Origin of the sequence: Streptomyces sp. NPDC000983, assembly GCF_040299205.1 — a bacterium.
In the GTDB taxonomy this organism is placed as follows: Bacteria; Actinomycetota; Actinomycetes; order Streptomycetales; family Streptomycetaceae; genus Streptomyces.
In genome coordinates this window covers 1-25089 of record NZ_JBEPBM010000006.1, presented here as the reverse complement: position 1 = coordinate 25089, position 25089 = coordinate 1, and the positions used below count along the sequence as shown (strand labels likewise).

Annotated in this window: 22 protein-coding genes and 1 pseudogene; 12 read left to right on the top strand and 11 right to left on the bottom strand. The window is 74.0% G+C overall.

The genetic code is table 11. The features are described 5' to 3' along the window. The first annotated feature begins 3 nt into the window (after window positions 1-3). Genes ABT296_RS08650 through ABT296_RS08640 form a run of 3 tightly spaced genes read left to right on the top strand, consistent with a single transcriptional unit; the run spans window position 4 to window position 4552 of the window. A complete protein-coding gene (locus ABT296_RS08650) occupies window positions 4-1491 on the top strand; it encodes an ABC transporter substrate-binding protein (RefSeq protein ID WP_351924712.1) in 1488 nt (495 codons plus the stop codon). A 2-nt stretch (window positions 1492-1493) separates the two neighbouring features. Beyond that, window positions 1494-3293, top strand: a complete 1800-nt coding sequence (locus ABT296_RS08645; protein ID WP_351924710.1) for an ABC transporter permease subunit — start codon at window positions 1494-1496, stop codon at window positions 3291-3293. After that, complete coding sequence (locus ABT296_RS08640) at window positions 3290-4552, top strand: MDR family MFS transporter (RefSeq protein WP_351924708.1); 1263 nt, start codon at window positions 3290-3292, stop codon at window positions 4550-4552. The genes ABT296_RS08645 and ABT296_RS08640 overlap by 4 nt, the downstream gene beginning before the upstream one ends. Here ABT296_RS08640 and ABT296_RS08635 read toward each other — a convergent pair. After that, on the bottom strand, window positions 4492-5265 hold the full coding sequence (locus ABT296_RS08635; protein WP_351924706.1) for a CDP-alcohol phosphatidyltransferase family protein: 774 nt from the start codon (window positions 5263-5265) through the stop codon (window positions 4492-4494). The two genes, ABT296_RS08640 and ABT296_RS08635, sit on opposite strands and share 61 nt — an antisense overlap. Before the next feature lie 107 nt (window positions 5266-5372). On the opposite strand from ABT296_RS08635, the gene ABT296_RS08630 reads away from it, so the two are divergent. The 5 genes and pseudogenes from ABT296_RS08630 to ABT296_RS08610 form a co-directional block, all read left to right on the top strand. Then, entirely contained in the window at window positions 5373-6356 is a 984-nt protein-coding gene (locus ABT296_RS08630) for a zinc-dependent alcohol dehydrogenase (protein ID WP_351924704.1), read from the top strand. Window positions 6357-6470: 114 nt separating this feature from the next. Continuing rightward, complete coding sequence (locus tag ABT296_RS08625; RefSeq protein ID WP_351924702.1) at window positions 6471-6869, top strand: 6-pyruvoyl trahydropterin synthase family protein; 399 nt, start codon at window positions 6471-6473, stop codon at window positions 6867-6869. Next, the gene (locus tag ABT296_RS08620; protein ID WP_351924700.1) at window positions 6866-8047 is read left to right on the top strand and encodes a glycosyltransferase family 4 protein; all 1182 of its coding nucleotides are present in this window, start codon (window positions 6866-6868) and stop codon (window positions 8045-8047) included. The genes ABT296_RS08625 and ABT296_RS08620 overlap by 4 nt, the downstream gene beginning before the upstream one ends. Next, entirely contained in the window at window positions 8044-9036 is a 993-nt protein-coding gene (locus ABT296_RS08615) for a methyltransferase domain-containing protein (RefSeq protein WP_351924698.1), read from the top strand. Before ABT296_RS08620 ends, ABT296_RS08615 begins: the two co-directional genes overlap by 4 nt. After that, window positions 9033-10361 (top strand): annotated as a pseudogene (locus ABT296_RS08610) (lysylphosphatidylglycerol synthase transmembrane domain-containing protein); the annotation flags it as partial. The gene ABT296_RS08615 and the pseudogene ABT296_RS08610, both read left to right, overlap by 4 nt. 113 nt (window positions 10362-10474) lie before the next feature. On the opposite strand, the gene ABT296_RS08605 reads toward ABT296_RS08610, so the two are convergent. Further along, window positions 10475-11248, bottom strand: a complete 774-nt coding sequence (locus tag ABT296_RS08605; RefSeq protein ID WP_351924696.1) for a creatininase family protein — start codon at window positions 11246-11248, stop codon at window positions 10475-10477. A gap of 38 nt (window positions 11249-11286) precedes the next feature. Here ABT296_RS08605 and ribA point away from each other — a divergent pair, with 38 nt between their 5' ends. Next, complete coding sequence (gene ribA / locus ABT296_RS08600; protein WP_351924694.1) at window positions 11287-11946, top strand: GTP cyclohydrolase II; 660 nt, start codon at window positions 11287-11289, stop codon at window positions 11944-11946. 69 nt (window positions 11947-12015) lie between these two features. Here ribA and ABT296_RS08595 read toward each other — a convergent pair whose 3' ends face one another. The 3 genes from ABT296_RS08595 to ABT296_RS08585 form a co-directional block, all read right to left on the bottom strand. Continuing rightward, complete coding sequence (locus tag ABT296_RS08595) at window positions 12016-13245, bottom strand: serine hydrolase domain-containing protein (protein ID WP_351924692.1); 1230 nt, start codon at window positions 13243-13245, stop codon at window positions 12016-12018. Between the two features lie 65 nt (window positions 13246-13310). Beyond that, window positions 13311-14660 (bottom strand): MFS transporter, encoded by a 1350-nt coding sequence (locus ABT296_RS08590; RefSeq protein WP_351924690.1) that lies wholly within the window; start codon window positions 14658-14660, stop codon window positions 13311-13313. Next, a complete protein-coding gene (locus ABT296_RS08585) occupies window positions 14657-15232 on the bottom strand; it encodes a TetR/AcrR family transcriptional regulator (RefSeq protein WP_351924688.1) in 576 nt (191 codons plus the stop codon). Before ABT296_RS08585 ends, ABT296_RS08590 begins: the two co-directional genes overlap by 4 nt. A gap of 84 nt (window positions 15233-15316) precedes the next feature. Here ABT296_RS08585 and ABT296_RS08580 point away from each other — a divergent pair, with 84 nt between their 5' ends. Continuing rightward, window positions 15317-15757: a PPOX class F420-dependent oxidoreductase gene (locus tag ABT296_RS08580; RefSeq protein ID WP_351924686.1), complete on the top strand. Its 441-nt coding sequence runs from the start codon at window positions 15317-15319 to the stop codon at window positions 15755-15757. An 85-nt stretch (window positions 15758-15842) separates the two neighbouring features. Here ABT296_RS08580 and ABT296_RS08575 read toward each other — a convergent pair whose 3' ends face one another. From ABT296_RS08575 to ABT296_RS08565, 3 genes are all read right to left on the bottom strand, one after another. Further along, window positions 15843-17021, bottom strand: coding sequence for an MFS transporter (locus ABT296_RS08575; RefSeq protein WP_351924684.1), 1179 nt, complete (start codon window positions 17019-17021; stop codon window positions 15843-15845). A 176-nt stretch (window positions 17022-17197) separates the two neighbouring features. Continuing rightward, window positions 17198-18544, bottom strand: coding sequence for an MFS transporter (locus ABT296_RS08570; protein WP_351924682.1), 1347 nt, complete (start codon window positions 18542-18544; stop codon window positions 17198-17200). 260 nt (window positions 18545-18804) lie between these two features. Then, on the bottom strand, window positions 18805-19470 hold the full coding sequence (locus ABT296_RS08565) for a TetR/AcrR family transcriptional regulator (protein ID WP_351924680.1): 666 nt from the start codon (window positions 19468-19470) through the stop codon (window positions 18805-18807). Window positions 19471-19597: 127 nt separating this feature from the next. Between ABT296_RS08565 and ABT296_RS08560 the strand changes: the two genes are divergently transcribed. Together ABT296_RS08560 and ABT296_RS08555 are read left to right on the top strand one after the other, a co-directional pair. Continuing rightward, window positions 19598-20473 carry a shikimate dehydrogenase gene (locus ABT296_RS08560; RefSeq protein ID WP_351924678.1) on the top strand — a complete coding sequence of 292 codons (876 nt, stop codon included), beginning with the start codon at window positions 19598-19600 and terminating at the stop codon, window positions 20471-20473. Window positions 20474-20486: 13 nt separating this feature from the next. After that, entirely contained in the window at window positions 20487-22271 is a 1785-nt protein-coding gene (locus ABT296_RS08555) for a sugar phosphate isomerase/epimerase and 4-hydroxyphenylpyruvate domain-containing protein (protein WP_351924676.1), read from the top strand. Here the strand turns inward: ABT296_RS08555 and ABT296_RS08550 are convergent. The 3 genes from ABT296_RS08550 to ABT296_RS08540 all read right to left on the bottom strand — a co-directional run. Then, a complete protein-coding gene (locus ABT296_RS08550) occupies window positions 22258-23721 on the bottom strand; it encodes a translocation/assembly module TamB domain-containing protein (RefSeq protein ID WP_351924674.1) in 1464 nt (487 codons plus the stop codon). The two genes, ABT296_RS08555 and ABT296_RS08550, sit on opposite strands and share 14 nt — an antisense overlap. A gap of 68 nt (window positions 23722-23789) precedes the next feature. After that, on the bottom strand, window positions 23790-24668 hold the full coding sequence (gene gnd / locus ABT296_RS08545) for a phosphogluconate dehydrogenase (NAD(+)-dependent, decarboxylating) (protein ID WP_351924672.1): 879 nt from the start codon (window positions 24666-24668) through the stop codon (window positions 23790-23792). 1 nt (window position 24669) lies between these two features. Beyond that, window positions 24670-25089: phosphoglucose isomerase-related protein (locus ABT296_RS08540; RefSeq protein WP_502977205.1), on the bottom strand; the 420-nt coding region annotated here is incomplete at its 5' end.

The following is a 25089-nucleotide window of genomic DNA, read 5'->3' as shown; positions in this document are numbered from 1 at the left end:
AAAATGCGCAGAGTCCGCTTCCTCCTCGCCCTCCTCCTCACCCCCGCCCTCACCGGCTGCTTCGCCTCCTCCGGCGGCGACCCGGCCGAGGACGCCGCCGGCGGCTCCCGGCTGCGGGTCGCGCTGGCCTTCCCGCCCGCGGAGAACCTCTCCCCGTACGGCGCCGACGCCACCATCCTCAGCAGGCTCGGCGTCACCGAGGGACTGACCGCGCTCGACGCCAACGGCGCCGCGGCCCCCGCGCTCGCCGCGTCCTGGCGCCAGGAGTCGGCCCGCACCTGGGTGTTCACCCTCCGCGAGGCGACCTTCCAGGACGGCACCGCCGTCACCCCGGCCGCCGTCGCCGCCTCCCTCACCCGGGCCACCGAGGCCGAACCGGTCCCCGCCGCCCTGGCCGGCGTCGCCCTCACCGCGAAGGCAGACGGCGGCACCGGCGTACGCGTCACCACCGACCGGCCCGACCCCGTGCTGCCGCTGAGGCTGTCCAGCCCCTCGCTGGCCGTGCTCTCCGCCCGCGCCTACCGGGCCGGGAACCGCGTCGACGTCGTCTCCACCGCCACCGGCCCGTTCGCGCTCACCAAGGTCATGGGCGCGACCGCCGCCACCCTCGACCGCCACGACGACTACTGGGGCGGCCGCGCCCAGGCCCCCGGCATCGACGTCAAGTTCATAGCCGACGGCACCGCCCGCTCCAGCGCCCTGCGCACCGGACAGGTCGACCTCGCCGAGGCCGTCCCCGTCGCCCAGGCCGCCTCCCTCGACCGGGGCACGGCCACCGCGACCGCCACCACCCGCACCACCAGCCTGCTCCTCAACTCCGGGTCCGGGCCCTTCGCCGACCCCGGGCTGCGGGCCGCGGTACGCCAGGCCGTCGACACCTCCGTGCTCGCCGAGGACGTCCACGAGGGGTACGCCGACGCCGGCGTCGGGATCTACGGCCCCGCCGTCACCTGGGCCGAGGGCAAGCGGCAGCGGCCCGCCGGACGCGCGGCCGCCGACCGGGCCGAGGGCACCTCCCTCACCCTCGCCACCTACGACAACCGGCCCGAACTCCCCGAGATCGCCCAGGTGCTCGAACAGCAGTTGGAGGACGCCGGGTTCGACGTCACCCTGGAGGTCCGCGAGTACTCCCGGATGGAGGGCGACGCGCTCGCCGGGAAGTTCGACGCCGTCGTCCTCGCCCGCAACACCCTCGTCGACACCGGCGACCCGGTCTCCGTGCTGGCCGGCGACTACACCTGCGACGGCGACTACAACCTGGCCCGGCTCTGCGACAAGGGCGTCGACCGGGCCGTCGCGAAGGCCGAGGGGACCGCCGACACCGCCGAACGGCAGGACGCGGTGATGGCCGCCGAGGCGGAGATCCTCTCCACCGACGCCGTCGTTCCCCTGGTCCACCAGCAGATCATCACTGGTGTCGCCGAGTCGGTGCGCGGCGCGCTCCTCGACCCCTACGAGCGCGCCCTCGTCGGCGTCGGCACCCGGCGCTGACCGTGCGCCGACAGGCGGCCGCCCTCCTGTGGCGGGCGGGGATCGCGGCCGCCCTGGTGTGCGCCGTCGGCGTCCTGCCCTGGATCTCGCGCACCGACCCGGCGCTGACCGTGCTGAAGACACGCTCGGCCGACCGCGACCCCACCCCCGAGGTGCTGGCCGACATCCGGGCCCAACTGGGCCTCGACGCCGGCCCGTTCCACCTCCTGGGGAGCTGGGCGGGCGGACTGTGGCGCGGCGACCTCGGCACCTCCTGGGTCAGCGGCGGCCAGGTCGCCCCCGACGTCCTGAACGCGCTCGGCGTCTCCCTGCTGCTGATGGGCGTCGCCCTCCTGACCGCCGTCGTCACCGCGGCCCTGATCTGTGCCCGCACCCTCCACCGCGGCGCCCGGCACCGGCTCGGCCCCCGACGCGCCGGTGGCACCGGCTCCGCGGTGCTCGCCGCGCTGCCCGAGTTCCTCACCGCCACCGTGCTCGCCACCGTCGTCGGCGTCCAACTCGGCTGGCTGCCCGCCCTCGGCTGGTACGGGCCCCGCTGGACGGTGCTGCCCGCCCTCGCCCTCGGCCTGCCCGCCGGGGCCGTACTCGGCCGGCTCCTCGACGACCTGCTGCCCGGCGCCTTCGCCGAACCCTGGGCCCGGGCCGCCGCCGCCCGCGGACTTCCCGGCCGGCGCATCGCCCGCCAGGCCCTGCGCCGCGCCCTGCCCGGACTGCTCCCCAACACCGGCCTGTTCGCGGTCGGCCTGACCGGAGGAGCGGTCGCCGTGGAACAGATCTTCGACATACCCGGCCTCGGCCGTACGACCCTCCAGGCCGCCCTCGCCCAGGACCTGCCCGTCCTCCAGGCTGGCACCCTGCTGATGGTGCTGCTCGCCGCGGTCGCCGCCGGACTCGCCCGCCTGGGCACCCACCTGCTGGCCGGCCCCGCCCTCCGCGACGGCGCCCTGCCCTCCCCGCACCCGCCCACCGCACCCGCGCGCGGCCTCCAGCCCCTCGGGTACGCGGCCGTCCTCCTCGGCGTCATCGCCCTCGGCCTGCCCCGCGACCCGCTCGCCCTCGACACCGGCGCCAGACTCCAACCCCCTTCCACCGCGCACCCGTTCGGCACCGACGCGCTAGGCCGCGACCTGCTCGCCCGGGTCGCCCACGGCGCCCTCGACACCCTGCTCCTCGCCCTCGCCATCGGCGCCGTCGCGCTGCTCACCGGCGTCCTGCTCGGCCTGGCGCCGAGGTTGTCCGGGCCGCTCGTCGACACCGCTGTCGCCCTGCCGCCCGTACTCGTCGCCCTCCTGGTCACCGCCGTCGCGGGCACCGGAACCGCCACCCCGGCGCTCGCCGTGGCCGCCGTCGCCTGGGCGCCGCTCGCCGCGCACACCTCCGCGCTGCTGCGCCAGGAACGCGCCACACTCCACATCACCGCCACCCGCGCCCTGGGCGCCGGCCGGATCCACCTCCTGCGGCACGAACTGCTGCCCGCGGTCCTCCCGTCCGTCGTCCGCCACGCCCTGCTGCGCCTGCCCGGCATCGCCCTGTCCCTGGCCTCGCTCGCCTTCCTCGGCCTGGGCGCCCAGCCGCCGTCCCCCGAGTGGGGCCTGCTGCTCGCCGAGAACCAGCCCTACGCCGAACGCGCCCCCTGGGCCGTCCTCGCCCCCGCCGCCCTCCTGGCCCTGCTCGGCGCGCTCGCGGTGACCTCGGCCGGGGGAGTCCGCCTGCCGCGCCGGGCCGTGTCCGGGACGGCGAAGCAGGTGACCGGACCCCGCCGGGCCGCGTCCGGGACCGCGAAGCAGGTGACCGGCCGATGACCGCCCGCCTCCCGGACACCGAAGCCGGAGACCGGCACACGAGAGCCCAAATCTCGCCCCTGCTGCGGCTGCTGATTGCCACTCAACTCGCCTTCAACATCGGCTTCTTCGCCGTGCTGCCCTTCCTCGCCGAGCACCTCGGGCAGGCGATCGGCATGGCGGGGTGGCTGGTCGGCTTCGTCCTGGGGCTGCGGACCTTCAGCCAGCAGGGGCTGTTCGTGGTCGGCGGGGCCCTCGCCGACCGGTACGGCGTCCGGCCCGTCGTCCTCGCCGGATGCGCGCTCAGGATCGCCGGGTTCACCTGGCTGGGGTTCGCCGGGCGGACCTGGTCCGTCGTCGGCGCCGTCCTGCTCATCGGCTTCGCCGCCGCGCTGTTCTCACCCGCCGTGGAGTCCGAGGTCGCCCGGCAGGCCGTCGTCCACGAGTGGGAGGGCGGCTCACGGACCCGGGTGCTGGCCCTGTTCACCGTGGCCGGACAGGCCGGCGCCTTCGTCGGGCCGCTGATCGGCGCGCTGCTCCTCGCCGTCGACTACCGCACGGTGTGCCTGGGCGGAGCTGCCGTCTTCGTCCTCGTCCTCGCCGGACACGCCCTGCTCCTCCCGCAGCACATCCCCGGGCGGCGGCGCGTGCGGGTCCGCGGCGGACTGCGGCCGCTGCTGCGCAACCGGAGTTTCCTCGCGCTGTGCTGCGCGTACGGCGCCTGGCTGCTCGCCTACAACCAGCTCTATCTCGCGCTGCCCGCCGAGGTGGAGCGGGTGACCGGCTCCCAGACCGCGCTGGCCTGGCTGTTCGCGCTGTCCTCGGTCCTGGTGGTCACCGCCCAGCTCCCCGTCACCCGCTGGGTGGGGGAGCGGCTCGCCCCGCGCCGCGCCATGGCGGCGGGACTGCTGCTCGTGTCGGGCGGGTTCGCGGTCGTGGCCGCGGCGCCGGGTCAAGGGCTCCTGCCCGCCGCCGGATTCGTCGTCCTGCTCACCCTCGGCCAGATGCTGGTGGCGCCGGCCGCCCGGGCCTGGGTGCCCGACCTCGCCGAGGACGGGCGGCTCGGCCTGTACACGGGGGCGCTGTCCTCGGTGTCCGGCCTGATCGTGCTGGCCGGCAGCTCGGCGACCGGAGCGCTGCTCGGCAGCGGGCTCCCACGGTCCGTGCCGTGGCTGGTCCTGGCCGCCGTACCGCTCGTGGCGGTGGCGCTGGTGCCGCGTCAGACCGCGGCCAGCTCCTCGGCAGCCCCGGCCGCCGCCCCGTCCGCCGCGAGCGTCTGAACCCGCGAGGTCCGCCACAGCCACAGCACGTCACGGCCGAACGACCACAGCAGCGTGGCCAGCGCCGTCACCACGACACCGGTCTCCGCCGCGAGCGGCAGCAGGCCCGAGGCCGCCAGCAGCAGGAACACACCCTGGAGCGCGGCCACCGTCTTGCGGGCCGTGCTCGGCGGCAGCGGGGCGTTCAGCCACGGCCAGAAGCGGGCGGCGGCCACGAAGCCGTAGCGCATTCCGCCGATCAGCAGCACCCAGGGGCCCTGGGCCATCGACACGTACACGCTGAGCACCAGGATCAGGAAGGCGTCGACCTCCATGTCGAAACGGGCGCCGAGCGCGGTCGAGGTGCCGGTGCGGCGGGCGACCTTGCCGTCGACGCCGTCCAGGATGAGCGCCACGGCCGTCAGGCCGACCAGCAGGGTGAGCGGCGGCGGGCTCTGGAAGGAGTCGGCGACCAGCGCCGTCACACCGCCGACCAGGATGGAGCGGCCCAGCGTCACCCGGTTCGCCGGGCCGAAGGAGGTCAGCCGCGAGCGGTGCAGGGCCCGGGAGAGCACCGCCCAGGTGGCGATCGCGAAGGCCAGACCGGTCAGCCAGCCCGCCGGGCCCATGCCGATCGCGGTGCCGAGCAAGGCCAGCACCAGGATCTGCACGCCGGCTCCGAGCGCCGTCTCCTGCTGAACGAGCCTCGCGTCGTAAGTGTGGTTCAGGGCCACCGAACATCCTCCGGCCGTGTGACAGAGTCGATCAACGCCGCGTACTGTGCGCGGCCTGTGCACACCTCGGTACGTGAACAACTTCCCGATCGTTCAGGAGGACGCGGATGAAGCCACCCGCACGGGCGTTCTGGCTCAGCAGTCCGGGTGAAGGCGAGATCCGGGAGATCACCCTTCCGCCCGTCGCCGAGGGCGAGGTACGGGTCCGGGCGCTGTACTCCGCAGTGAGCCGCGGCACCGAGACCCTCGTCTTCCGCGGGGGCGTGCCCGAGAGCCAGCACCGGGCGATGCGGGCGCCGTTCCAGGAGGGCGACTTCCCCGCCCCCGTGAAGTACGGCTACCTCAGCGTCGGAGTGGTCGAGGAGGGGCCCGCGGAACTCGTCGGCGTCACCGTCTTCTGCCTCTACCCGCACCAGACGCACTACGTCGTCCCGGCCACCGCCGTGACCCCGGTACCGCCCGACGTGCCCGCCGAACGGGCGGTCCTCGCCGGCACCGTCGAGACCGCCGTCAACGCCGTCTGGGACGCCGCCCCCCTGGCCGGCGACCGGATCGCCGTGGTCGGCGGCGGCATGGTCGGCTGCTCGGTCGCCGCGCTGCTGGCCCGCTTCCCCGGCGCACGGGTGCAGTTGGTGGACGCCGACCCGGCCCGCGCGAAGACCGCCGAGGCGCTCGGCGTCGACTTCGCGCTGCCCGCCGACGCCCTCGGCGACCGCGACCTCGTCGTGCACGCCAGCGCCACCGAACAGGGCCTCGCCCGCTCCCTCGAACTGCTGAGCGCCGAGGGCACGGTCGTCGAACTGAGCTGGTACGGAGACCGGAGGGTCAGCCTCCCGCTCGGCGAGGCCTTCCACTCCCGGCGCCTGACCGTCCGCAGCAGCCAGGTCGGCACCGTCTCCCCGGCCGCCCGCCCCGGCCGCTCCTACGCCGACCGGCTCGCCCTCGCCCTCGAACTCCTCGCCGACCCCGCCCTCGACGCACTGGTCACCGGTGAATGCGCGTTCGAGGAGTTGCCGGAGGTGATGCCGAGGCTCGCCGACGGCGAGATTCCGGCCCTGTGCCACCGCGTGCGGTACGGCACGAGCGCCTGACCTCAGAAAAGAGTGAGAGACGGCTGAACAACGGGAAGCGAGCAGCCGTACTACTGCACATCCCCGGCACGGATCGGCCGGGGATCAGACGCGCCGCACCTGGAGGGTCGTCCGTTGTTCAGCATCACCGTCCGCGATCACATCATGATCGCCCACAGCTTCCGCGGCGAGGTCTTCGGCCCCGCGCAGCGTCTGCACGGAGCGACGTTCCTCGTGGACGCAACGTTCCGGCGCGAGCAGCTGGACGAGGACAACATCGTCGTCGACATCGGTCTCGCCACCCAGGAACTGGGAGCGGTGGTCGCGGAGTTGAACTACCGCAACCTCGACAACGAGCCCGATTTCGCCGGGATCAACACCTCGACGGAGTTCCTGGCCAAGGTCATCGCCGACCGGCTGGCCGAGCGGGTGCACAAGGGGGCGCTCGGCGAGGGCGCCAAGGGCCTCGCGGGGATCACCGTCTCCCTGCACGAGTCGCACGTCGCCTGGGCGAGTTACGAGCGTGCCCTGTGACCGACCTGACCGTGGACCGGGCCCGGCTGACCTATGTGCCCGTGCAGCACTCCGCCCTGAAGAACGCGGAGATCGTGCCCATGTCCCTGAGCTCCGTGCACTTCGTCATGCCCGGCGGGGTCGACGACCCGGCCGTGCCCAGCGGCGGCAACGCCTACGACCGGCGCGTGAGCCTGGACCTGCCCGGCTTCGGCTGGCAAGTCCACAAGCACACCGTGGCCGGCGCCTGGCCGAGCCCCGGTGCCTCGGCGCGCGCCGAACTCGCCCGCATCCTGCGGGAACTGCCCGACGGCACGGTCGTGATGATCGACGGACTCGTCGGGTGCGGGGTGCCCGAGATCGTCGTACCCGAGGCGGAGCGGCTGCGGATCGCCGTGCTGGTGCATCTGCCGCTCGGCGACGAGACCGGCCTCGCCCCGGCCGTCGCCGCCGAACTCGACGCCCGGGAGCGGGCCGTGCTGCGCGCGGTCCCGGCCGTCGTCGCCACCTCCGACTGGGCCGTGCGCCGACTGGTCTCCCACCACGGACTGGCCCCCGACCGCGTCCATGTCGCCGCCCCCGGCGCCGACATCGCGCCCATCGCCTCCGGCACCGACGGAGTCTCCCGGCTGCTGTGCGTCGCCGCCGTCACCCCGCGCAAGGGCCAGCACCGGCTGGTCGAGGCGCTGGCGGCGGTCGCCGACCTCCCGTGGAGCTGCGTGTGCGTCGGCGGCCTCGGCCAGGACCCCGAGTACGTGGCCGGGCTGCGGGACCTGATCGCCACCTACGGCCTGCAGGACCGGCTGCTGCTGGCGGGACCGCAGGCCGGCGCCGAACTCGACGCCAGCTACGCCGCAGCCGACCTGATGGTCCTGACGTCGTACGCCGAGACGTACGGCATGGCGGTGACCGAGGCGCTCGCCCGCGGCATCCCCGTCCTCGCCACCGACGTCGGCGGGCTCCCCGAGGCGGTCGGCCGCGCCCCCGACGGCGGGGTGCCCGGCATCCTCGTCCCCCCGGAGGACCCCGCCGCCCTCGCCGCCGAGCTGCGCGGCTGGTTCGGCGAGGCGGACGTACGACGCCGGCTGAAGGCGGCCGCGCGGGGCCGGCGCGCGGCCCTCGACGGCTGGGCGACCACGGCCCGCAGCCTGGCCGGGGTACTGGGCCGGCTGCCGAACGAACCCAGGAGGGCGGCATGAGGAAGACGGCGGTGACGCACGACATGGGACGCATCCCCGGGCAGCCCGGACCGGGAGACACGGCCGACGAGGACACCGTCATCCCCGGCGCCGGGCCCGCCGGCCGCCCCGGCGAGCGGCCCACGCTGAAGCTGCGGGAGTCCGGACCGCAGGAGCCGCCGCGGTACGCGCCCGAGTGGCTGGAGCTGCGGGAGGGGCCCGACGGGGCCGCCCGCGCCCACGACCTGCTCGATCCGCTGCGCATCCGGCTCGCCAACCTGCCCGGCAAGGCGGACGGCCTCGTCATCCACGACCTGGGCTGCGGCACCGGCTCGATGGGCCGCTGGCTCGCCCCGCGGCTGGACGGCGCCCAGCACTGGATCCTGCACGACCGCGACCCCTACCTGCTGCACTTCGCCGCCGTGGCCTCCCCGCGGGCCGGCGCCGACGGCAGCCGGGTCTCCGTCGAGACGCGCCGCGGTGACATCGCCCGGCTCACCCCGGACAGCCTCTCCGGAGCCTCGCTGGTGACGGCGTCCGCGCTACTGGACGTGCTCACCCGGGAGGAGATCGAGACCCTCGCCGCCGCCTGCGCCGGCGCCGGCTGCCCCGCGCTGCTGACGCTGTCCGTCGCGGGCCGGGTGGAACTCACCCCGCCGCATCCGCTGGACGAGGAGATCGCCGATGCGTTCAACGCCCACCAGCGGCGCTCCGACCTGCTCGGCCCGGACGCGGTCACCGTCGCCTGCGAGGCGTTCGCCGCGCACGGCGCGACGGTGCGGGTGCACCCGAGCCCCTGGAGGCTCGGCCCGGCCGACGCCGCGCTCACCGCGCAGTGGCTGCGCGGCTGGGTCGGCGCGGCCGTGGAGGAGCGCCCGGAACTGGGCGGACCGGCCCAGGACTATCTCCGTGAGCGCCTCGCGGCCTGCGAGGCGGGCGAGTTGCGGGTGGTCGTCCACCACACCGACCTGCTCGCCCTGAGCCGGCCGACGGACGGGGCGGCGTCATGAGCGCGGAGACGGTGGGGCCGCGCACCGCGCAGCCGTGCACGGTCGCGCGGTCCGACCGGCCCGGGACGCGCCCGCGTCCCGTGCTGTCGCGCACCGCCGCCCGCCCCACCGCTGCCACAGTCCCGACGGCGATGTCCGTCCCGGCGGCCGTCACGGTCACGGACCCGTCAGCCGCCGCGACCGTCACGGCCACGGACGTACCGAACTCCGTGGCGGCCACGACCACGGACCCGCTGATCTCCGCGACCGTCACGGCCACGGACGTACCGAACTCCGTGGCGGTCACGGCCACGGACCCGCTGATCTCCGCGACCGTCACGGCCACGGACGTACCGAACTCCGTGGCGGTCACGGCCACCGCCCCACCGGCCGCCGTGGCCGCCACGGTCAGTGCCGCGACACCCGCGGCCACCCCCGCCGCGCCCCCCGTCCCCGCCCCGCCGTCCGCCGCCGTCGAGCCCGTGCCCGCCCCCTCCGGCACCCCCACGCACGACGGGCTCTCGCAACCCCGTGTCCCCCGGCCCCGCAACCTCCGCGCTCACCTCGGCACCGCCGCCGGTGTGCTGATCCTCGGCGTGCTGCTGTGGCGGATGGGCACCGGGGTCTTCGTCGACGGGCTGCGCAGCATCGACGCCCCGGCCGTCCTCGCGGCCGTCGGCATCGGCGTGGTGACGACCGTGTTCAGTGCCTGGCGCTGGCAGTTGGTCGCCCGCGGTCTGCGCATCCGGCTCCCGCTCGGGCCGGCCGTGGCCGACTACTACCGGGCGCTGTTCCTCAACGCGGCCCTGCCCGGGGGCGTCCTCGGGGACGTGCACCGGGCGGTGACCCACGGGCGCAGCGCCGGTGACCTGCGCCGGGGAGTCCGTTCCGTGGTGCTGGAGCGGGCCGCGGGCCAGATCGCGCTGGCCGTGGTCGGCGCGGTCGTCCTGCTCACCCTGCCCTCCCCGGTACGGGCCGAGGCCCGGCATCTCGGGCCGCTGCTCGCGCTCGCCGTCCTCGGCGTGCTCGCCGTCGTCGTGGCGCTGCGGATGAGCCGCTCGCCCGCCCGGCGCGAACGGGCCCGCGACAGCGCCGGAACCGAGGCCGCCCCGGACGCCGGTGCGGGACTGCTGGCGCGCCGGGTCTGGACCGGCGTGGCCCTGTCGTCGGTGGTCGTCCTGGCCGGTCACATCGCCACGTTCGTCCTCGCGGCCCGCGCCGCGGGCACCGACGCCTCCGTCGCCGTACTGCTGCCGCTCGCGGTACTCGCGCTGCTCGCGATGAGCCTGCCGCTGAACGTCGGCGGCTGGGGCCCCAGGGAGGGCGTCACCGCCTGGGCGTTCGGCGCCGCCGGGCTCGGCGCGGGCAGCGGGCTCACGGTGGCCGTCGTGTACGGCGTGCTGTGTCTCGCGGCCAGCCTGCCGGGCGCCCTGGTCCTGGTCGCCCGGCGCCGCTCCGGCTACCGTGCGGGCGGGCCGTCGAACGTGTCCCCGGTCAGCAATGCGAAATACGCCCCGAAGGATTCCGCCAGGCTCGCCAGGAGTTCCTTTCCTTTTTCCGCCGACCCCAGGGAGGGACGCCCGATGACACCCGAATCGGTATAGGCGGACATACCGAGGGAGAGCAGATGCCGGCGGTCGTCAGCGACGAAGTCCGCGGTCTCGTGACCGGGACGCAGCATTTCCGGATGACAGTGCAGCAGAACGGAGGTCTCGATTTCTCCCGCGTGCATGTCGGTGAGGAGGGAAGTGGTCACCCCGGCCCGCTCCCGCGCCGTCTCCCAGTCCTCCGTCGCCGGGAACAGCGCCATCCGTTCCCCGCGCGCGGAGGCTTCCTGAACGACGTTGCCCAGCACATAGTTACCGCCGTGGCCGTTGACCACCACCAGGGCGTCCACGCCGGAACGGCGGAGCGAATCCGCAATGTCCCGTACCACCGCATGAAGGGTCACCGACGAGATGCTGACGGTCCCCGGCCACGCCGCGTGCTCGTGCGAGCAGGAGACCGTCACGGGCGGAAGGAGGTGCACCGGGTACGCGGCGGCGATCTCCCGGGCGACGGCACAGGCCATGAGCGTGTCCGTGGCGAGCGGCAGGAAGGGGCCGTGCTGTTCGAAGCTGCCGACCGGAAGGACGGCGATCTGCCGTGAGACGCCCGCCCCGCGCGCCCGGACGTCCTCGGTGGTGTCCGCCGGTACCAGCCCGTGTGCCGCCCGCGTTGTTGAACCACTCATCTTTTCACGGCCTTTCGTCTCTGCTTAGGAACCAGATCATGACAGAAAAAGTTGGCGTACTCGGAAAGAAGTCTCCCGACCGCACGGGTGTGGAACGCATTGTGAATGCGCCGCTGCCCACGGTGTACGGGGAATTCCGCGCGGTCGGCTACCTCGACCACGACCGCGGTGACGAGCAAGTGGCTCTGGTCTACGGCGACATCGGCACCGAGGACGTCCTCACCCGGCTGCATTCGGAATGCCTCACCGGTGACGCCTTCGGCTCCCAGCACTGCGAGTGCGGCGACCAGCTGGCCTCCGCGCTGCGCGCGGTCGTGGCCGAAGGCCGCGGTGTCGTCGTCTACTTGAGGGGGCACGAGGGCCGCGGCATCGGACTGCTCGCCAAGCTGCGGGCGATGGCGCTCCAGGCGGAGGGCCTGGACACCGTGGAGGCGAACCTCGCCCTGGGCCTGCCCGTCGACTCCCGCGACTACGGGGTCGCCGCGCGCATCCTGGACGACCTCGGGGTGCGCAGCGTCCGGCTCATGTCCAACAACCCGCGCAAGCGCGAGGCGTTGCTGGAGCACGGCATCACGGTCGCCGAGCAGGTCCCGCTGCTCATTCCGCCGTGCGAGAGCAACATCACCTATCTGCGCACCAAGCGGGAGCGCCTGGACCACCACCTGCCCCATCTGGACGCCGTGGCGCACTGGTCCTGACGCCGGTGCGGGCCGCCCGGCGTTCTCCCCCTCGCCCACCGCCCGTTGTACGGGCGGTGGGCCGGTGCGTCAGTCGGCGACGGCCTCGTGCACCATCCGTCTGAGGTCGGGGAACATCGTGTGCGGGGTCCGCGGCCGGACCTGGGTCATGAACTGCACGGTCAGATCACGGGTCGGGTCGACGAAGAACGTCGTGGTCGCCGCCCCGCTCCAGCCGTAGGTGCCGGGGCCGGCCGGGGCCCGGGTGCGGGTGGGGTCGAGGACCACCGAGACGCCGAGGCCGAAGCCCATGCCGTCGTTGTTCGGTTCGTCGTGGGCGGGACGGCTGCCGAAGGCGCGCAGTTCGGCGCCGCCGGGCAGCCGGTTGGTGGTCATGAGGTCGACGGTCCCGGGCGCGAGGAGCCGGGTGCCGTCGAGTTCGCCGCGGCGGCGCAGCAGTTCCATGAACCGGTGGATGTCGTGGGCGGAGGCGGCCATCCCGCCGCTGCCGGACAGGAACCGGGGACGCCCGCGCAACGGCAGCCCGGCGATCGGGGTGATGCCGCCGTCCTCCGTCTCGCCGTACAACTCGGAGAGCCGGTGCGCCTGTTCGTCGGGGACGTGCAGGCCGGCGTCGGTCATGCCGAGCGGGCCGAAGACGCGTTCGGCGAGGAACTCGTCGAGCGGCCGGCCGGAGACGACCTCGATGACCCGGCCGAGGACGTTGCTGGCGACCGAGTAGTTCCACTGCGTGCCCGGATCGAACTGGAGCGGGAGGCTCGCGTACACGTCGACGGTCTCCGCGAGGTCCGAGCCGGGCAGCACCGCGGAGTCCAGCCGGGCCTCGCGGTAGAGGGCGTCGACCGGGTGGCAGTGGTAGAAGGCGAAGGTCAGCCCCGCGGTGTGGGTCATCAGATGCCGGATCAGCATCGGGCCGGCGGCGGGCCGGGTGCGTACGTCGGCACCGGTGCCGTCGACGTACACGCGCGGCTCGGCGAAGGCCGGGAGGTGGCGGCCCACCGGGTCGTCCAGCGACAGTCCGCCCTCCTCCACCAGCAGCAGCGCGGCCACCGAGGTGACCGGTTTGGTCATGGAGTAGATCCGCCACAGCGTGTCGGCGGTCACCGGCTCTTCGGCGGCCAGGTCGCGGTGCCCGTGCGTGGTGAGGTGCGCGACGCGTCCGCCGCGGGCGACGGAGAGGAGGAATCCGGGCAGCCGGCCCTCGTCGACGTAGTGGGCGAAGTACTGGTCCAGTCGGTCCAGCGCCTTCGGGTCCAGGCCGACCTCGCCCGGCTCGGCCTCTTGTCGCAGCAGTGCCATCGCTCTCCTTACGCGTGCAACCGTCGAGGTTGCTCCGGCCTACCCGGCCGGAGCCGCCCGCGACCTCATCGTCCTCCAGGAACTGGTGTGCGGTCCCTGGGTTCGCGGTGCTCGTTCGCGACCGGGATGAAACGTCCCGGCAGCGCGCGGCCGGCGAGGGTGCCCGCCACCGCGATCCCGGCGAGGACCGTCAGCGGCAGCCAGGCACCGCCGTCCGGTCCCATGAGCACGGTCGCCACGGCCACCCCCAGCACGGGCCCCAGGTTCATCGCGGTCTGCTGGAGCCCGCCCGCCACCCCGGCCGCCTCGACGGCCGCCGCCCGGACCACGACATGTGTGGCGGCCACCATCACCGTGCCGAACCCGGCGCCCAGCAGGGCGAATCCGGTGCACAGGCCGAGCGTGCCGGTGCTGCGGGAGAGCAGCAGGACGCCCCCGGCGAGGACGGCCAGCGCGGTCACGGTCGTACGGCGGGCACCGGCCCGGCGCAGCAGCACCACGCACAGCGGGGCGGCGCCCACCATGGCGACGGCGAGCGGCAGACAGCGCAGCGCGCTGTGCAACGGGTCGAGGCCGAGGGTGTCCTGGAGGAGGAAGGTGCCGACGAACAGGGTCCCGGACAGCGCGGCCGACGCGGCGACCAGCGCACCGAGCGCGGCGCCCACCGCGGGCCGGCCGAGCACGTCCGGGGGCAGCAAGGGGTGTGCAGTGCGCCGTTCGTGACGGACGAACAGGGCCCCGGCCACCGCCGCCACCAGCAGTGTCGGCGCCATGTCCGGCAGCGCGACCAGGGCGTGCACCAGCGCGGCCAGCGCCACGGCGAGCAGCAGCGCGCCGGGCAGGTCGAGGCGGACCGGCGCGGTGGGCTCGGGGGTGCGCGCGAGGAGGACGAGCAGGCCGAAGACGGCCGCGGGGAGCACGTTCAGGAAGAACACGGCCCGCCAGCCGTGGCCCGCCACCAGGGCTCCGCCGACCAGCGGACCGACGGCGGCGGCCACGCCGATGGCCGCGGTGCGCACCGCGATCGGCCCGCGCAGCCGGTCCGGCGGGTACACGGCCCGCAGCATGCCGAGCGTCGCCGGTTGCAGCAGCGCCCCGAAGACACCCTGCGCGACCCGCAGTCCGATGATCCAGCCGATGCCGTGCGCGAGGCCGATGCCCGCGGAGGTGGCGCCGAACCCGAGCATCCCCACCGCGAAGACGCGCCGGTGCCCGAAGCGGTCGCCCAGGCGGCCGGCGAACACCAACAGGCTTGCCACGGCGACGAGATAGCCGGTGCTGGTCCACTGCACCTGGGCGTGGGTGGCGCCCAGCTCCCGCTGGAGGGCGGGCTGCGCGAGGGTGAGGACGGTGCCGTCCAGGGCGACGATCATCGCCCCGGCCACGCCGGCGGCGAGGGTCGGACGAGGGTTCACGCCTCCTCCGGCCCGAGATGTACGGCCAGCACGGCATCCACCATGCGGTCGAAGTCGCTTGTTCCGACGGCGAGTTGGAGGCTGCCCCAGCCCCACAGCTGCCCGGTGCCGTGCAGGGCGGCCCACAGGGCGCCCCCGGCGAGCCGGGCGTCGAGGTCCGGCCGGACCCGGCCCACCAGCTCCACCAGCCGCCCGAACAGCGGCAGGCTGGTGTCCCGCAGCCCCAGATGGCCGCTCTTCAGCAAGTCATGACGGAACATCAGCTCGTACATCCCGCGACGGTCCACCGCGAAGCGCAGGTACTCCCTTGCCAGCGCGCCCAGTTGGGCCCTCGGCCCGTCCACGCCTTCGACGGCGCTCGTCGCCCGGTCCGCCAGTTCGGCGAAGCCGCGCCGTGCGATGGCCGACAACAGCTCCAGATGGGTGGGGAAATGGCGGCGCGGAGCCCCGTGCGAGACGCCCGCGCGCCGGGCGATCTCCCGCAGGGTGAGCGCCCCGACCCCCTCGGAGGCCAGCAGTTCCACACCCACGTCGACCAGTCGCTCCCGCAGCCCTGCCTCCGATTCCCGCATGGCCCATGTCTACCAGCACCAGTAGACACTGTCTACGCCGTGCGGCGCGGGAATGCCCGCCGCTCTCCCGCCCGTTACCGGGACATGACTCAGGACCGGACCGAAGAAGTTCTGCTCCAGCTGCTCTCCGAGGGCCACGGCGGAGTGCTGGTGACCCTCAAGCGCGACGGCCGCCCCCAGCTGTCGAACGTCAGCCACGCCTACGACCCGGACGAACGGGTCATCCGCGTCTCGATCACCGACGACCGGGCCAAGACCCGCAACCTGCGCCGGGACCCGCGCGCCTCGTACCACGTCACCAGCGGCGACCGCTGGGCGTACACGGTGGCCGAGGGCACCGCCGAACTCACCCCCGTCGCGAAGGACCCGCACGACCCCACGGTCGACGAACTCGTCCGCCTCTACCGTGACGTCCTCGGCGAACACCCCGACTGGGACGACTTCCGCGCCGCCATGGTCCGCGACCGCCGCCTGGTCCTGCGCCTGAAGGTGGACCGGGCCTACGGCGTTCCCCGGCGCGACTGACCGACGCCCACGGCCTGCCGCGGCGGGAACCCGGAGCGGCCGGTCTGCGCCTGCCGCGGCGGGAACCGGAGCGGCCGGCCGGCCCCTACCGCACCGGGAACCCGTGCTCCCGCGCCGCCCACACCACGGCGAGGACCGGCACCAGCAGGGCCAGTACGCCGAACGGGAACGCGGCCGTGCCGAACAGGGCGAGCAGCACACCGCCGACGACCCCGCCCCCGGCCATGGCCGCGTTCCAGAGGGTGACCAGCATCGACTGGGCCGCGTCCGCGTGTTCGCCGCCCGCGTCGGCCACCGCGGTCTGGAGCAGGGTGGGGGCGCCGCCCCAGCCGAGACCCCACAGGGCGGCGGCGACGAGGACCAGCCAGGGCCGGTCGCCGAACGCCGCCAGCAGCGCCGCCGCCGCGCCGACCAGCAGCACGCCCGCGACGGTCAGCGCCCGCAGCCGCCGGTCGATACGGGCGCCCACGACGACGATGCCGAGCAGCGAGGTGCCGCCGAACACCAGCAGCACCAGGTCCGTCGAGCCGCCCATGCCGTGGCGGTCCAGGAACGTGGCGATGTAGGCGTACAGGACGGTGTGGGCGAGCACGAACACCAGGGTCACGAACAGGACGGGGACGACGCCCGGCACGGCGAGCGCCGCGCGCACCGGGGTCCGCCCGGCGCGCTCCTGCCCCGGCCGGTCCGGGACGCCCACCGCGATCCAGCCGAGCAGCACCGCGGTGAGGGCGGTCATCAGGGCGAACGCGGTCCGCCAGCCGAACACCCCGCCCAGGAACGTGCCCGCCGGCACGCCGACCGCCAGCGCCAGCGGCACGCCCGCCATGACGACCGCGACCGCCCTGCCCTGCACCCGTGGCGGCACCAGCCGGCGCGCGTACCCGGCCAGCAGTGCCCAGGCCACGCCCGCCGCCACACCGGCGACGAAACGGGCCGCCAGGGTCAGCGGATAGCTCGCCGAGACGGCGGTGACCGTGTTGGCCGCGCCGAAGCCGGCCATCGCGGCCAGCAGCAGTCGTTTGCGCGGCCAGTGCGCGGTGGCCGCGGACAGCGGGATCGCGGTGAGCGCCGTACCGACGGCGTAGACGGTCACCGCCTGTCCGGCGGCCGGCTCGCTCACCGCGAGGTCCTCGCTCATCGCGGGCAGCAGACCGGCCGGGAGCGTCTCGGTGAGGCTGGTGACGAAGACGGCGGTGGCCAGGGCGAGGAGCGCGGGCAGGGGGAGCGCGGTGGGCTGACGCAGTTCCTGGGCTGTGGTCATGCCGGCAGGGTCGGCCCTGACACCGGTGTCAGGTTCAAGTGCCCCCGCACAGGAGAGGGTGCTCGAACCCGGTTACGACCCCGTCCGTCGGGCCGCGCCGCACCGGGGAGGACCCTCCCGACGCGCCGGACCCCGGAGCCTTCGCGGCCTCCGGGGTCCGACCTGGCGTGACGGGGTCAGGCCGTCACGGACTCGCGCTGCGCCGTCTTCTCGGGCGCGCTCTCGCCGAGCAGTTCCGTGGGGACCTGGTGGGTCTCGCGGGCGGTGAGGGCGGCGATCACCGGGGGCACGCACAGGGCCGCGGTGAACAGGGCCACCGCCGACCAGTCGTCCCCGTCGGGACCGGCGATCTGCGCCGCGAAGGTGACCGCGAAACCGGCGACGGCGAAGCCGATCTGGGTGCCGATCGCCATGCCGGACAGCCGCACCCGCGTCGAGAACATCTCGCCGTAGAAGGACGGCCACACGCCGTTCGCCGCGCTGTAGACGACACCGAAGGTGACGATGCCGAGCAGCAGGACCAGCGGGTAGTTGCCGGTCGAGATCGACCACAGGTACAGGAACATCATGCCCGCGCTGCCGGCTGCGCCGACCAGGAAGACCGGGCGGCGGCCCACGCGGTCGGAGAGCGTGGCCCACAGCGGGATCGCGGCCAGCGCGACCAGGTTGGCCAGGGCGCCCACCCACAGCATCGACGACCGGCTCATGCCGACGGAGTCGCTCGTGGCGTACGCCAGCGCCCACACCGTGAAGATCGTGCTCACCGAGGCGACCAGCGCGGCCGCGATCACCCGCAGCACGTCCGCCCAGTGCTCGCGCAGCAGCACCGCGAGGGGCAGCTTGACGACGCCCTCGGAGGCGGCCTGCTGTTCGAAGGCCGGGGTCTCGTCCAGCTTGCGGCGGATGACGTAGCCGACGACGGCGACCGCGATGCTCATCCAGAACGGCACCCGCCAGCCCCACGACAGCAGTTGCTCCTCGGGCAGCGCGGCGATCGGGATGAAGACGAGGGTGGCGAGCAGCTGCCCGCCCTGGGTGCCGCTGAGGGTGAAGCTGGTGAAGAAGCCGCGTCGGCCCGGGGGCGCGTGTTCCAGTGTCATCGAGTTGGCGCTGGCCTGCTCGCCCGCGGCGGAGATGCCCTGGAGGACCCGGCACAGCACCAGCAGCACCGGCGCGAGCGTGCCGACCTGGTCCCGGGTGGGCAGGCAGCCGATCAGGAACGTCGAGATGCCCATCAGGATCAGCGTGAAGACCATGATCTTCTTACGGCCGAGGCGGTCGCCGTAGTGGCCCAGGAAGAGCGCGCCGACCGGCCGGGCCGCGTACGCCACGCCGAAGGTGGCCAGCGACAGCAGGGTCGCGGTGGCCGGGTCGGACTCGTCGAAGAAGACCTCGGGGAAGATCAGGGCCGCCGCGCTGCCGTAGATGAAGAAGTCGTAGTACTCCAGCGCGCTGCCTATCCAGGCGGCGGTCGCGGCTTTCTTCGGCTGCCCGGGCGGGGCGGCGGAGGAGGGGACGGACACGGCGGCTCCTTTGAGGGAACTCCAACGTATGCGGAGTGAGCGGAGGGGAGAAGGGCCGGTTCTACAGCTAATTAACCCACTGGATAGTTAGTCCCGGTGGGAAGGGATGTTGCGCGCGCGTTTCCCGGCTGTCAAGGGGTCCCGTCGGAGCGGCTTGTGCCGCGAGCCGCGTCGGGGCGGGCCCGGTCACCGGTGCCCGCCCCTCGATTCCCCGCCGTGGACGCCCCCGCCGACGCGGGGCCACCCCGTCCGTGCCGCGGTCAGTCCGCCGCGCGCTCCGCGGTGAGGTAGGCGATCACCATGTCGCCGAGCATCGTGCGGTAGTGCTCGCGCTGGGCCGGGTCGACGAGGTCGCGGCCGAACAGCGCGCCGAAGGTGTGCCGGTTGGCGACCCGGAAGAAGCAGAACGAACTGATCATCGCGTGCAGGTCGACGGCGTCGACGTCCGCCGTGAACAGGCCGGACTCCTGGCCCGCCGCCAGGATGCGGCGGATCACGTCCAGCGCCGGGGAGCCGATCCTGCCGAGCTTCTCGGAGGCGGCGATGTGCTCGGCGCCGTGGATGTTCTCGATGCTGACCAGACGGATGAAGTCCGGGTGCGCCTCGTGGTGGTCGAAGGTCACCTCGGCCAGCCGCCGGATCGCCGCCACCGGGTCCAGGTGCTCGACGTCCAGCTCCTGCTCGGCCTCGCGGATCACGCCGTACGCCCGCTCCAGCACGGCCGTGAACAGCTGCTCCTTGCCGCCGAAGTAGTAGTAGATCATCCGCTTCGTGGTGCGGGTGCGGGCGGCGATCTCGTCGACCCTGGCCCCGTCGTAGCCGGCCCGGGCGAACTCCTGGGTCGCCACGTCGAGGATCTCGGCCTGGGTGCGGGCGGCGTCGCGGGTGCGTCCGCCCTGTCGTGCCTGTTCGTCGACGCTGGTCATCGGGTTCCTTCGGGCGAGGGACGGATGTCGCGATTGTAAGAGCTGGGCCGCCGCGTCTTCCTCTGCCGGGGGAGGGGTGCTATGACTAACGTACTAGTTCGTACATTAGTTGCTCTGGAGGTCCGCGGTGCCCAAGGACTCATATCTCGTCGGACTGATCGGCTCCGGTATCGGACCCTCCCTCAGCCCGGCCCTCCACGAGCGGGAGGCCGACCGGCAGGGCGTGCGGTATCTGTACCGGCTGATCGACATCGACGTCCTCGGCGCACCGCCCGAGCGGGTCGGCGACCTGGTCCGGGCCGCCCGCGACCTCGGCTTCGACGGGCTCAACATCACCCACCCGTGCAAGCAGCTCGTCATCGAGCACCTCGACGCGCTGTCCCCGCAGGCCGAGGCGCTCGGCGCGGTCAACACCGTCGTCCTCGACGGCGGCCGGGCCGTCGGCCACAACACCGACGTCACCGGCTTCGCCGCCTCCTTCGCGCGCGGGCTGCCCGACGCGCCCCTGGAGCGGGTCGTCCAGCTCGGCGCGGGCGGCGCGGGCGCGGCCGTCGCGCACGCCACCCTCACCCTCGGCGCCGAACAGGTCACCGTCGTGGACGCGCTCCCCGAGCGGGCCGCCGCCCTCGCCGGCTCGCTCAACCGGCACTTCGGCGAGGGCCGAGCCGCCACCGCCGCCCCCGACCGGCTGCCCGCCCTGCTCGCCGCCGCCGACGGCATCGTGCACGCCACGCCCACCGGGATGGCCGCCCACCCCGGCCTGCCCTTCCCCGCCGAGCTGCTGCACCCCGGGCTGTGGGTCGCCGAGGTGGTGTACCGCCCGCTGGAGACCGAACTGGTCCGCACCGCCCGCGCCCGGGGCTGCGCCACCCTCGACGGCGGCGGCATGGCCGTCTTCCAGGCCGTGGACGCCTTCCGCCTGTTCACGGGCCTGGAACCGGACAGCGCCCGGATGCTCGCGGAGTTCGCCGAGCTGACCGACGCCGTAGCCGCACCGCGCTGAGAGGGGTACCGACGTGCGTACGTCCATCGCCACCGTCTGTCTGAGCGGAACGCTCACCGAGAAGCTCACCGCCGCCGCGCGGGCCGGCTTCGACGGTGTGGAGATCTTCGAGAACGACCTCCTGGCCAGCCCGCTCGCCCCCGAGGACATCCGGGCCCGCTGCGCGGACCTCGGCCTGAGCATCGACCTCTACCAGCCGATGCGGGACGTGGAGGCCGTGCCCGAGGCCGACTTCGCCCGCAATCTGCGCCGGGCGCGGCACAAGTTCGAGCTGATGCGCAGGCTCGGCACGGACACCGTGCTGGTCTGCTCCAGCGTCGCCCCGCAGGCGGTGGACGACGACGCCCTGGCCGCCGCGCAACTGGCCCGGCTCGCCGCCCTCGCCGAGGAGTTCGGCATCCGCGTCGCCTACGAGGCGCTCGCCTGGGGCCGCCACGTCAACACCTACGACCACGCCTGGCGCATCGTCGAGCAGGCCGGCCACCCCGCGCTCGGCACCTGCCTGGACAGCTTCCACATCCTGTCCCGGGGCTCGGACCCGAAGGGCATCGAGGACATCCCCGGCGAGAAGATCTTCTTCCTGCAACTGGCCGACGCGCCGCTGCTCGGCATGGACGTCCTGCAGTGGAGCCGCCACCACCGCTGCTTCCCCGGCCAGGGCGGCTTCGACGTCGCCGGCCTGGTCCGGCACGTTCTGCGCGCCGGCTACCGGGGGCCGCTGTCCCTGGAGGTCTTCAACGACGTCTTCCGGCAGGCCGAGGCCGGCCCCACCGCCGTGGACGGCAGGCGCTCCCTGCTGTTCCTGAAGGAACAGGTCGGCCTCGCCGAACCGCCCGCCCCCGTCGTCCCCACCAAGGTCGCCTTCGCCGAACTGCTCACCCCGGACGCCGAACCGGTCGCGGCCGTGCTCACCGCCCTGGGCTTCGCCCGCACCGCGCGCCACCGCGGCAAGCCCGTCGACCACTGGGCGCAGGGCGAGGCCCGCATCCTGGTCAACACCGGTTCCGCCGCCCGCCGTGAGAGCGTCCGGCTCACCGCCGTCGGCCTGGAGTCCCCGGACCCCGCGGCCGCCGCCCGCCGCGCCGAGGCCCTCCTCGCCCCGGTGCTCCCGCGCCGCCGGGCCCCCGAGGACGCGCCGCTGGACGCCGTGGCCGCCCCCGACGGCACGGAACTGTTCTTCTGCGGCGCACCCGCCGACTGGCGGGGCGACTTCGAGGACGTGCCGCACACTCCCGCGGCCACCGCCGTCACAGGGGTCGACCACCTCGCCCTCACCCAGCCCTGGCACCACTACGACGAGGCGGTCCTCTTCCACCGAGCCGTCCTCGGCCTCGACGCCCGCCCCGGTGTGGACGTCGCCGACCCCTACGGACTGCGCCGCAGCCGCGCCGTCACCAACGCCGACGGCAGCGTCCGGATCGCCCTGACCGTCGGCGCGGCCCCCGGCGACGACACCGTGCACGCCCGGCACATCGCCCTCGCCACGGACGACGTCGTCGCCGCGGCCCGCGCCTTCCGCGCCGCCGGCGGTCGGCTGCTGCCGGTCCCCGCCAACTACTACGACGACCTCGCGGCCCGCTTCGACCTCCCGGAAGGGGAGTTGGAGACCTACCGCGAACTCGGCATCCTCTACGACCGCGACGAGGGCGGTGCCTTCCGGCACTGCTACACGCGGACCGTGGGACACGTCTTCTTCGAACTCGTCCAGCGCGACGCCGGCCACGAGGGCTACGGCGCGCCGAACGCGCCGGTGCGGCTGGCGGCGCAGCACGGCGAGCGGGGGGTCACTGGCGGCTGACGGTGCGGGTGACGCCGGCGAGGACGGCGGTGGCGAGGACCCAGCCGGTCAGCACCAGCAGATACGACAGCGCCTGGCACCAGCCCGCCGGGTCGAACGCGCCCTCCTGCCCGAAGGAGATCACCGGCAGCAGCAGGTCCAGGGTGTAGAAGACCGGGTTGAAGTGGGGTGCCTCGTCGGCCTTCAGCGGCGGCGGCTCGTTGAGCGCGTACGCCACCGAGCCGAGGGCGAGCAGTGACAGCAGCCAGCCGCAGGCGCGCAGCGGCCGGAAGCCGTAGCCGACGGTGGCGTCCTGGACGTGCCCCCACAGCCGCCCGTACCAGGGGAGCGTGGAGCGGTGCCGGCGCTGCTTGGCGAGCTGGACGAGGCGGGCGGCGTTGTCGTCGCCGATCCGGCGGTAGGCGGCCGTCAACTGTTCGTAGGCGTGCGGGACGTAGCCGTCGGTGTCCCGCTCCAGCATGGGCAGCCGGCGTTCGGCGGGCTCGTGCTTGGTGAGGCTGGTGTAGACGAGGTTGTCGAGGCGGACCTCGTCGGGGACCACCTCCGGCTCGATGAAGAGGTCGTCGATCTGGGCGCGGCGCAGGTTGAGCGCGCCCTCGGGGCGGGGGCCCTTGCGCAGCCACAGCTCCCCGATGACGGCGCTGCGGGCGCGCAGGGCGGTGCTGCCGGGGTTGCGCAGCCGGGCGTGCGACAGGTCGAGGCGGCCGGTGATGCGGGCGTTGCGCAGTCCGATCCAGCCGTTGACCTCGGTCCCGCGCAGGAGCACGTCGCCCTCCACGGTGAGGGTCTGCCCGTCGAGGGCGAGCCGGCCGGGCCGGTCCAGGAGCGCCTCGCCCAGGTTCACCGACCCGGTGACGGTGGCCCCGCTGAGCCGGACCTCGCCCCGCACCCGCAGCCCCGGCGCCCACAGGTCGTCGTTGACCACGGCCTGGTCGAGTTTGAGCGCGGGCTCCGTGGCGTCCGGTGCGTTGAGTTCGGCGCCGTCGAGGAAGAGCGCGCCCGATATCTGGGCCGCGGCGAGCCGCAGGGTCCCGTCGATCCGGCAGTCGCTCAGGCGCAGGGTGCCGTCGACGCGGGCGCCGTTGAGGCCCAGGCCGGGCAGGACCGAGCCGGGCAGACTGAGCCGGCGGACCTGGATGCCGTACAGCTCGGGGCGTTGCTCGAAGTGGCAGTGGCTCAGCCGGAGCGGGTGGTCGAGGACGGCGTGGGTGAGGTCGAGGAGCCCGGTGATCCGCGCGCCGGCGACCCGCAGCGCGGCGATCTCCCCCTCCTCCTGCGGTGCGCTCACCAGCAGGGCCCGCAGGACGGACGCCCGCAGGGTGCGTTCGGGCCCCCAGCCGCCGCCGTCCGCGGTGTTCTCGTCGGCGCCGGTGCGGAAGTCGACCGGCGCTCCCCGGGAGAACGCCCGCCATACCCGCAGTTCGGCCGGTGTCAGATCGTTGATCTCCATCGCTGGGGACTCTGACCCGGCCGAACCGTGGGTGTCAACACGCTCTTTTCAGAAGGGCGTTGGGGTCGCTACTTGGCCGACTCGACGGCGTGGCCGCCGAACTGGTTGCGCAGCGCCGCGATCATCTTCATCTGCGGGGAGTCGTCCTGCCGGGAGGCGAACCGCGCGAACAGCGAGGCCGTGATCGCGGGCAGCGGCACGGCGTTGTCGATGGCCGCCTCCACGGTCCACCGGCCCTCGCCGGAGTCCTCGGCGTAGCCGCGCAGCTTGTCGAGGTGCTCGTCCTCGTCGAGGGCGTTCACCGCGAGGTCGAGCAGCCAGGAACGGATGACCGTGCCCTCCTGCCAGGACCGGAAGACCTCCCGGACGTCCGTCACCGAGTCGACCTTCTCCAGCAGCTCCCAGCCCTCGGCGTAGGCCTGCATCATGGCGTACTCGATGCCGTTGTGGACCATCTTGGAGAAGTGCCCGGAGCCGACCTTGCCCGCGTGGACGTAGCCGTACGGGCCCTCGGGCTTGAGCGCGTCGAAGACCGGCTGCACCTTCGCGATGTGCTCGGCGTCGCCGCCGACCATCAGGGCGTAGCCGTTCTCCAGGCCCCAGACGCCGCCGGAGACACCGGCGTCGACGAAGCCGATGCCCTTCTCGCCGAGCTCCTTGGCGTGCTTCTCGTCGTCCGTCCAGCGGGAGTTGCCGCCGTCGACCACGACGTCACCGGGGGACAGCAGTCCGCCGAGTTCGTCCACCACGGACTGGGTGGCGGCGCCGGCCGGGACCATCACCCAGACCACGCGCGGCCCTTCGAGCCGGTCGACCAGTTCGGCCAGGCTCGACACGTCGGCGAGGTCCGCGTTGCGGTCGTAGCCGACGACGGTGTGGCCGGCGCGGCGGATCCGCTCGCGCATGTTGCCGCCCATCTTGCCGAGGCCGATGAGTCCGAGCTGCATGTCAGTGCACTTCCTTCAGTTCACGGTAGGCGGCCACGAGGGCAGCGGTGGAGGGGTCGAGGCCGGGGACCTCGGCGCCTTCGGTGAGGGCGGGCTCGACGCGCTTGGCGAGGACCTTGCCGAGTTCGACGCCCCACTGGTCGAAGGAGTCGATGTTCCACACGGCGCCCTGCACGAACACCTTGTGCTCGTAGAGGGCGATGAGCTGGCCGAGCACCGACGGGGTCAGCTCGGGGGCGAGGATCGTGGTCGTCGGGTGGTTGCCGCGGAAGGTGCGGTGCGGCACCTGCTCCTCGGCGACGCCCTCCGCACGGACCTCCTCGGCGGTCTTGCCGAAGGCGAGCGCCTGTGTCTGGGCGAAGAAGTTCGCCATCAGCAGGTCGTGCTGCGCCTTGAGTTCCTCGCTCAGTTCGGCGACCGG

Bases quoted from the DNA above. Each gene is read 5' to 3' on its own strand.
- ABT296_RS08575 (WP_351924684.1), bottom strand. From the start codon at position 17,021: ATGACCACAGCCCAGGAACTGCGTCAGCCCACCGCGCTCCCCCTGCCC.
- gnd (WP_351924672.1), bottom strand. From the start codon at position 24,668: ATGCAGCTCGGACTCATCGGCCTCGGCAAGATGGGCGGCAACATGCGC.
- ABT296_RS08640 (WP_351924708.1), top strand. From the start codon at position 3,290: ATGACCGCCCGCCTCCCGGACACCGAAGCCGGAGACCGGCACACGAGA.
- ABT296_RS08550 (WP_351924674.1), bottom strand. From the start codon at position 23,721: ATGGAGATCAACGATCTGACACCGGCCGAACTGCGGGTATGGCGGGCG.
- ABT296_RS08580 (WP_351924686.1), top strand. From the start codon at position 15,317: ATGACTCAGGACCGGACCGAAGAAGTTCTGCTCCAGCTGCTCTCCGAG.
- ABT296_RS08565 (WP_351924680.1), bottom strand. From the start codon at position 19,470: ATGACCAGCGTCGACGAACAGGCACGACAGGGCGGACGCACCCGCGAC.
- ABT296_RS08605 (WP_351924696.1), bottom strand. From the start codon at position 11,248: ATGAGTGGTTCAACAACGCGGGCGGCACACGGGCTGGTACCGGCGGAC.
- ABT296_RS08650 (WP_351924712.1), top strand. From the start codon at position 4: ATGCGCAGAGTCCGCTTCCTCCTCGCCCTCCTCCTCACCCCCGCCCTC.
- ribA (WP_351924694.1), top strand. From the start codon at position 11,287: ATGACAGAAAAAGTTGGCGTACTCGGAAAGAAGTCTCCCGACCGCACG.
- ABT296_RS08615 (WP_351924698.1), top strand. From the start codon at position 8,044: ATGAGGAAGACGGCGGTGACGCACGACATGGGACGCATCCCCGGGCAG.
- ABT296_RS08595 (WP_351924692.1), bottom strand. From the start codon at position 13,245: ATGGCACTGCTGCGACAAGAGGCCGAGCCGGGCGAGGTCGGCCTGGAC.
- ABT296_RS08630 (WP_351924704.1), top strand. From the start codon at position 5,373: ATGAAGCCACCCGCACGGGCGTTCTGGCTCAGCAGTCCGGGTGAAGGC.
- ABT296_RS08585 (WP_351924688.1), bottom strand. From the start codon at position 15,232: ATGCGGGAATCGGAGGCAGGGCTGCGGGAGCGACTGGTCGACGTGGGT.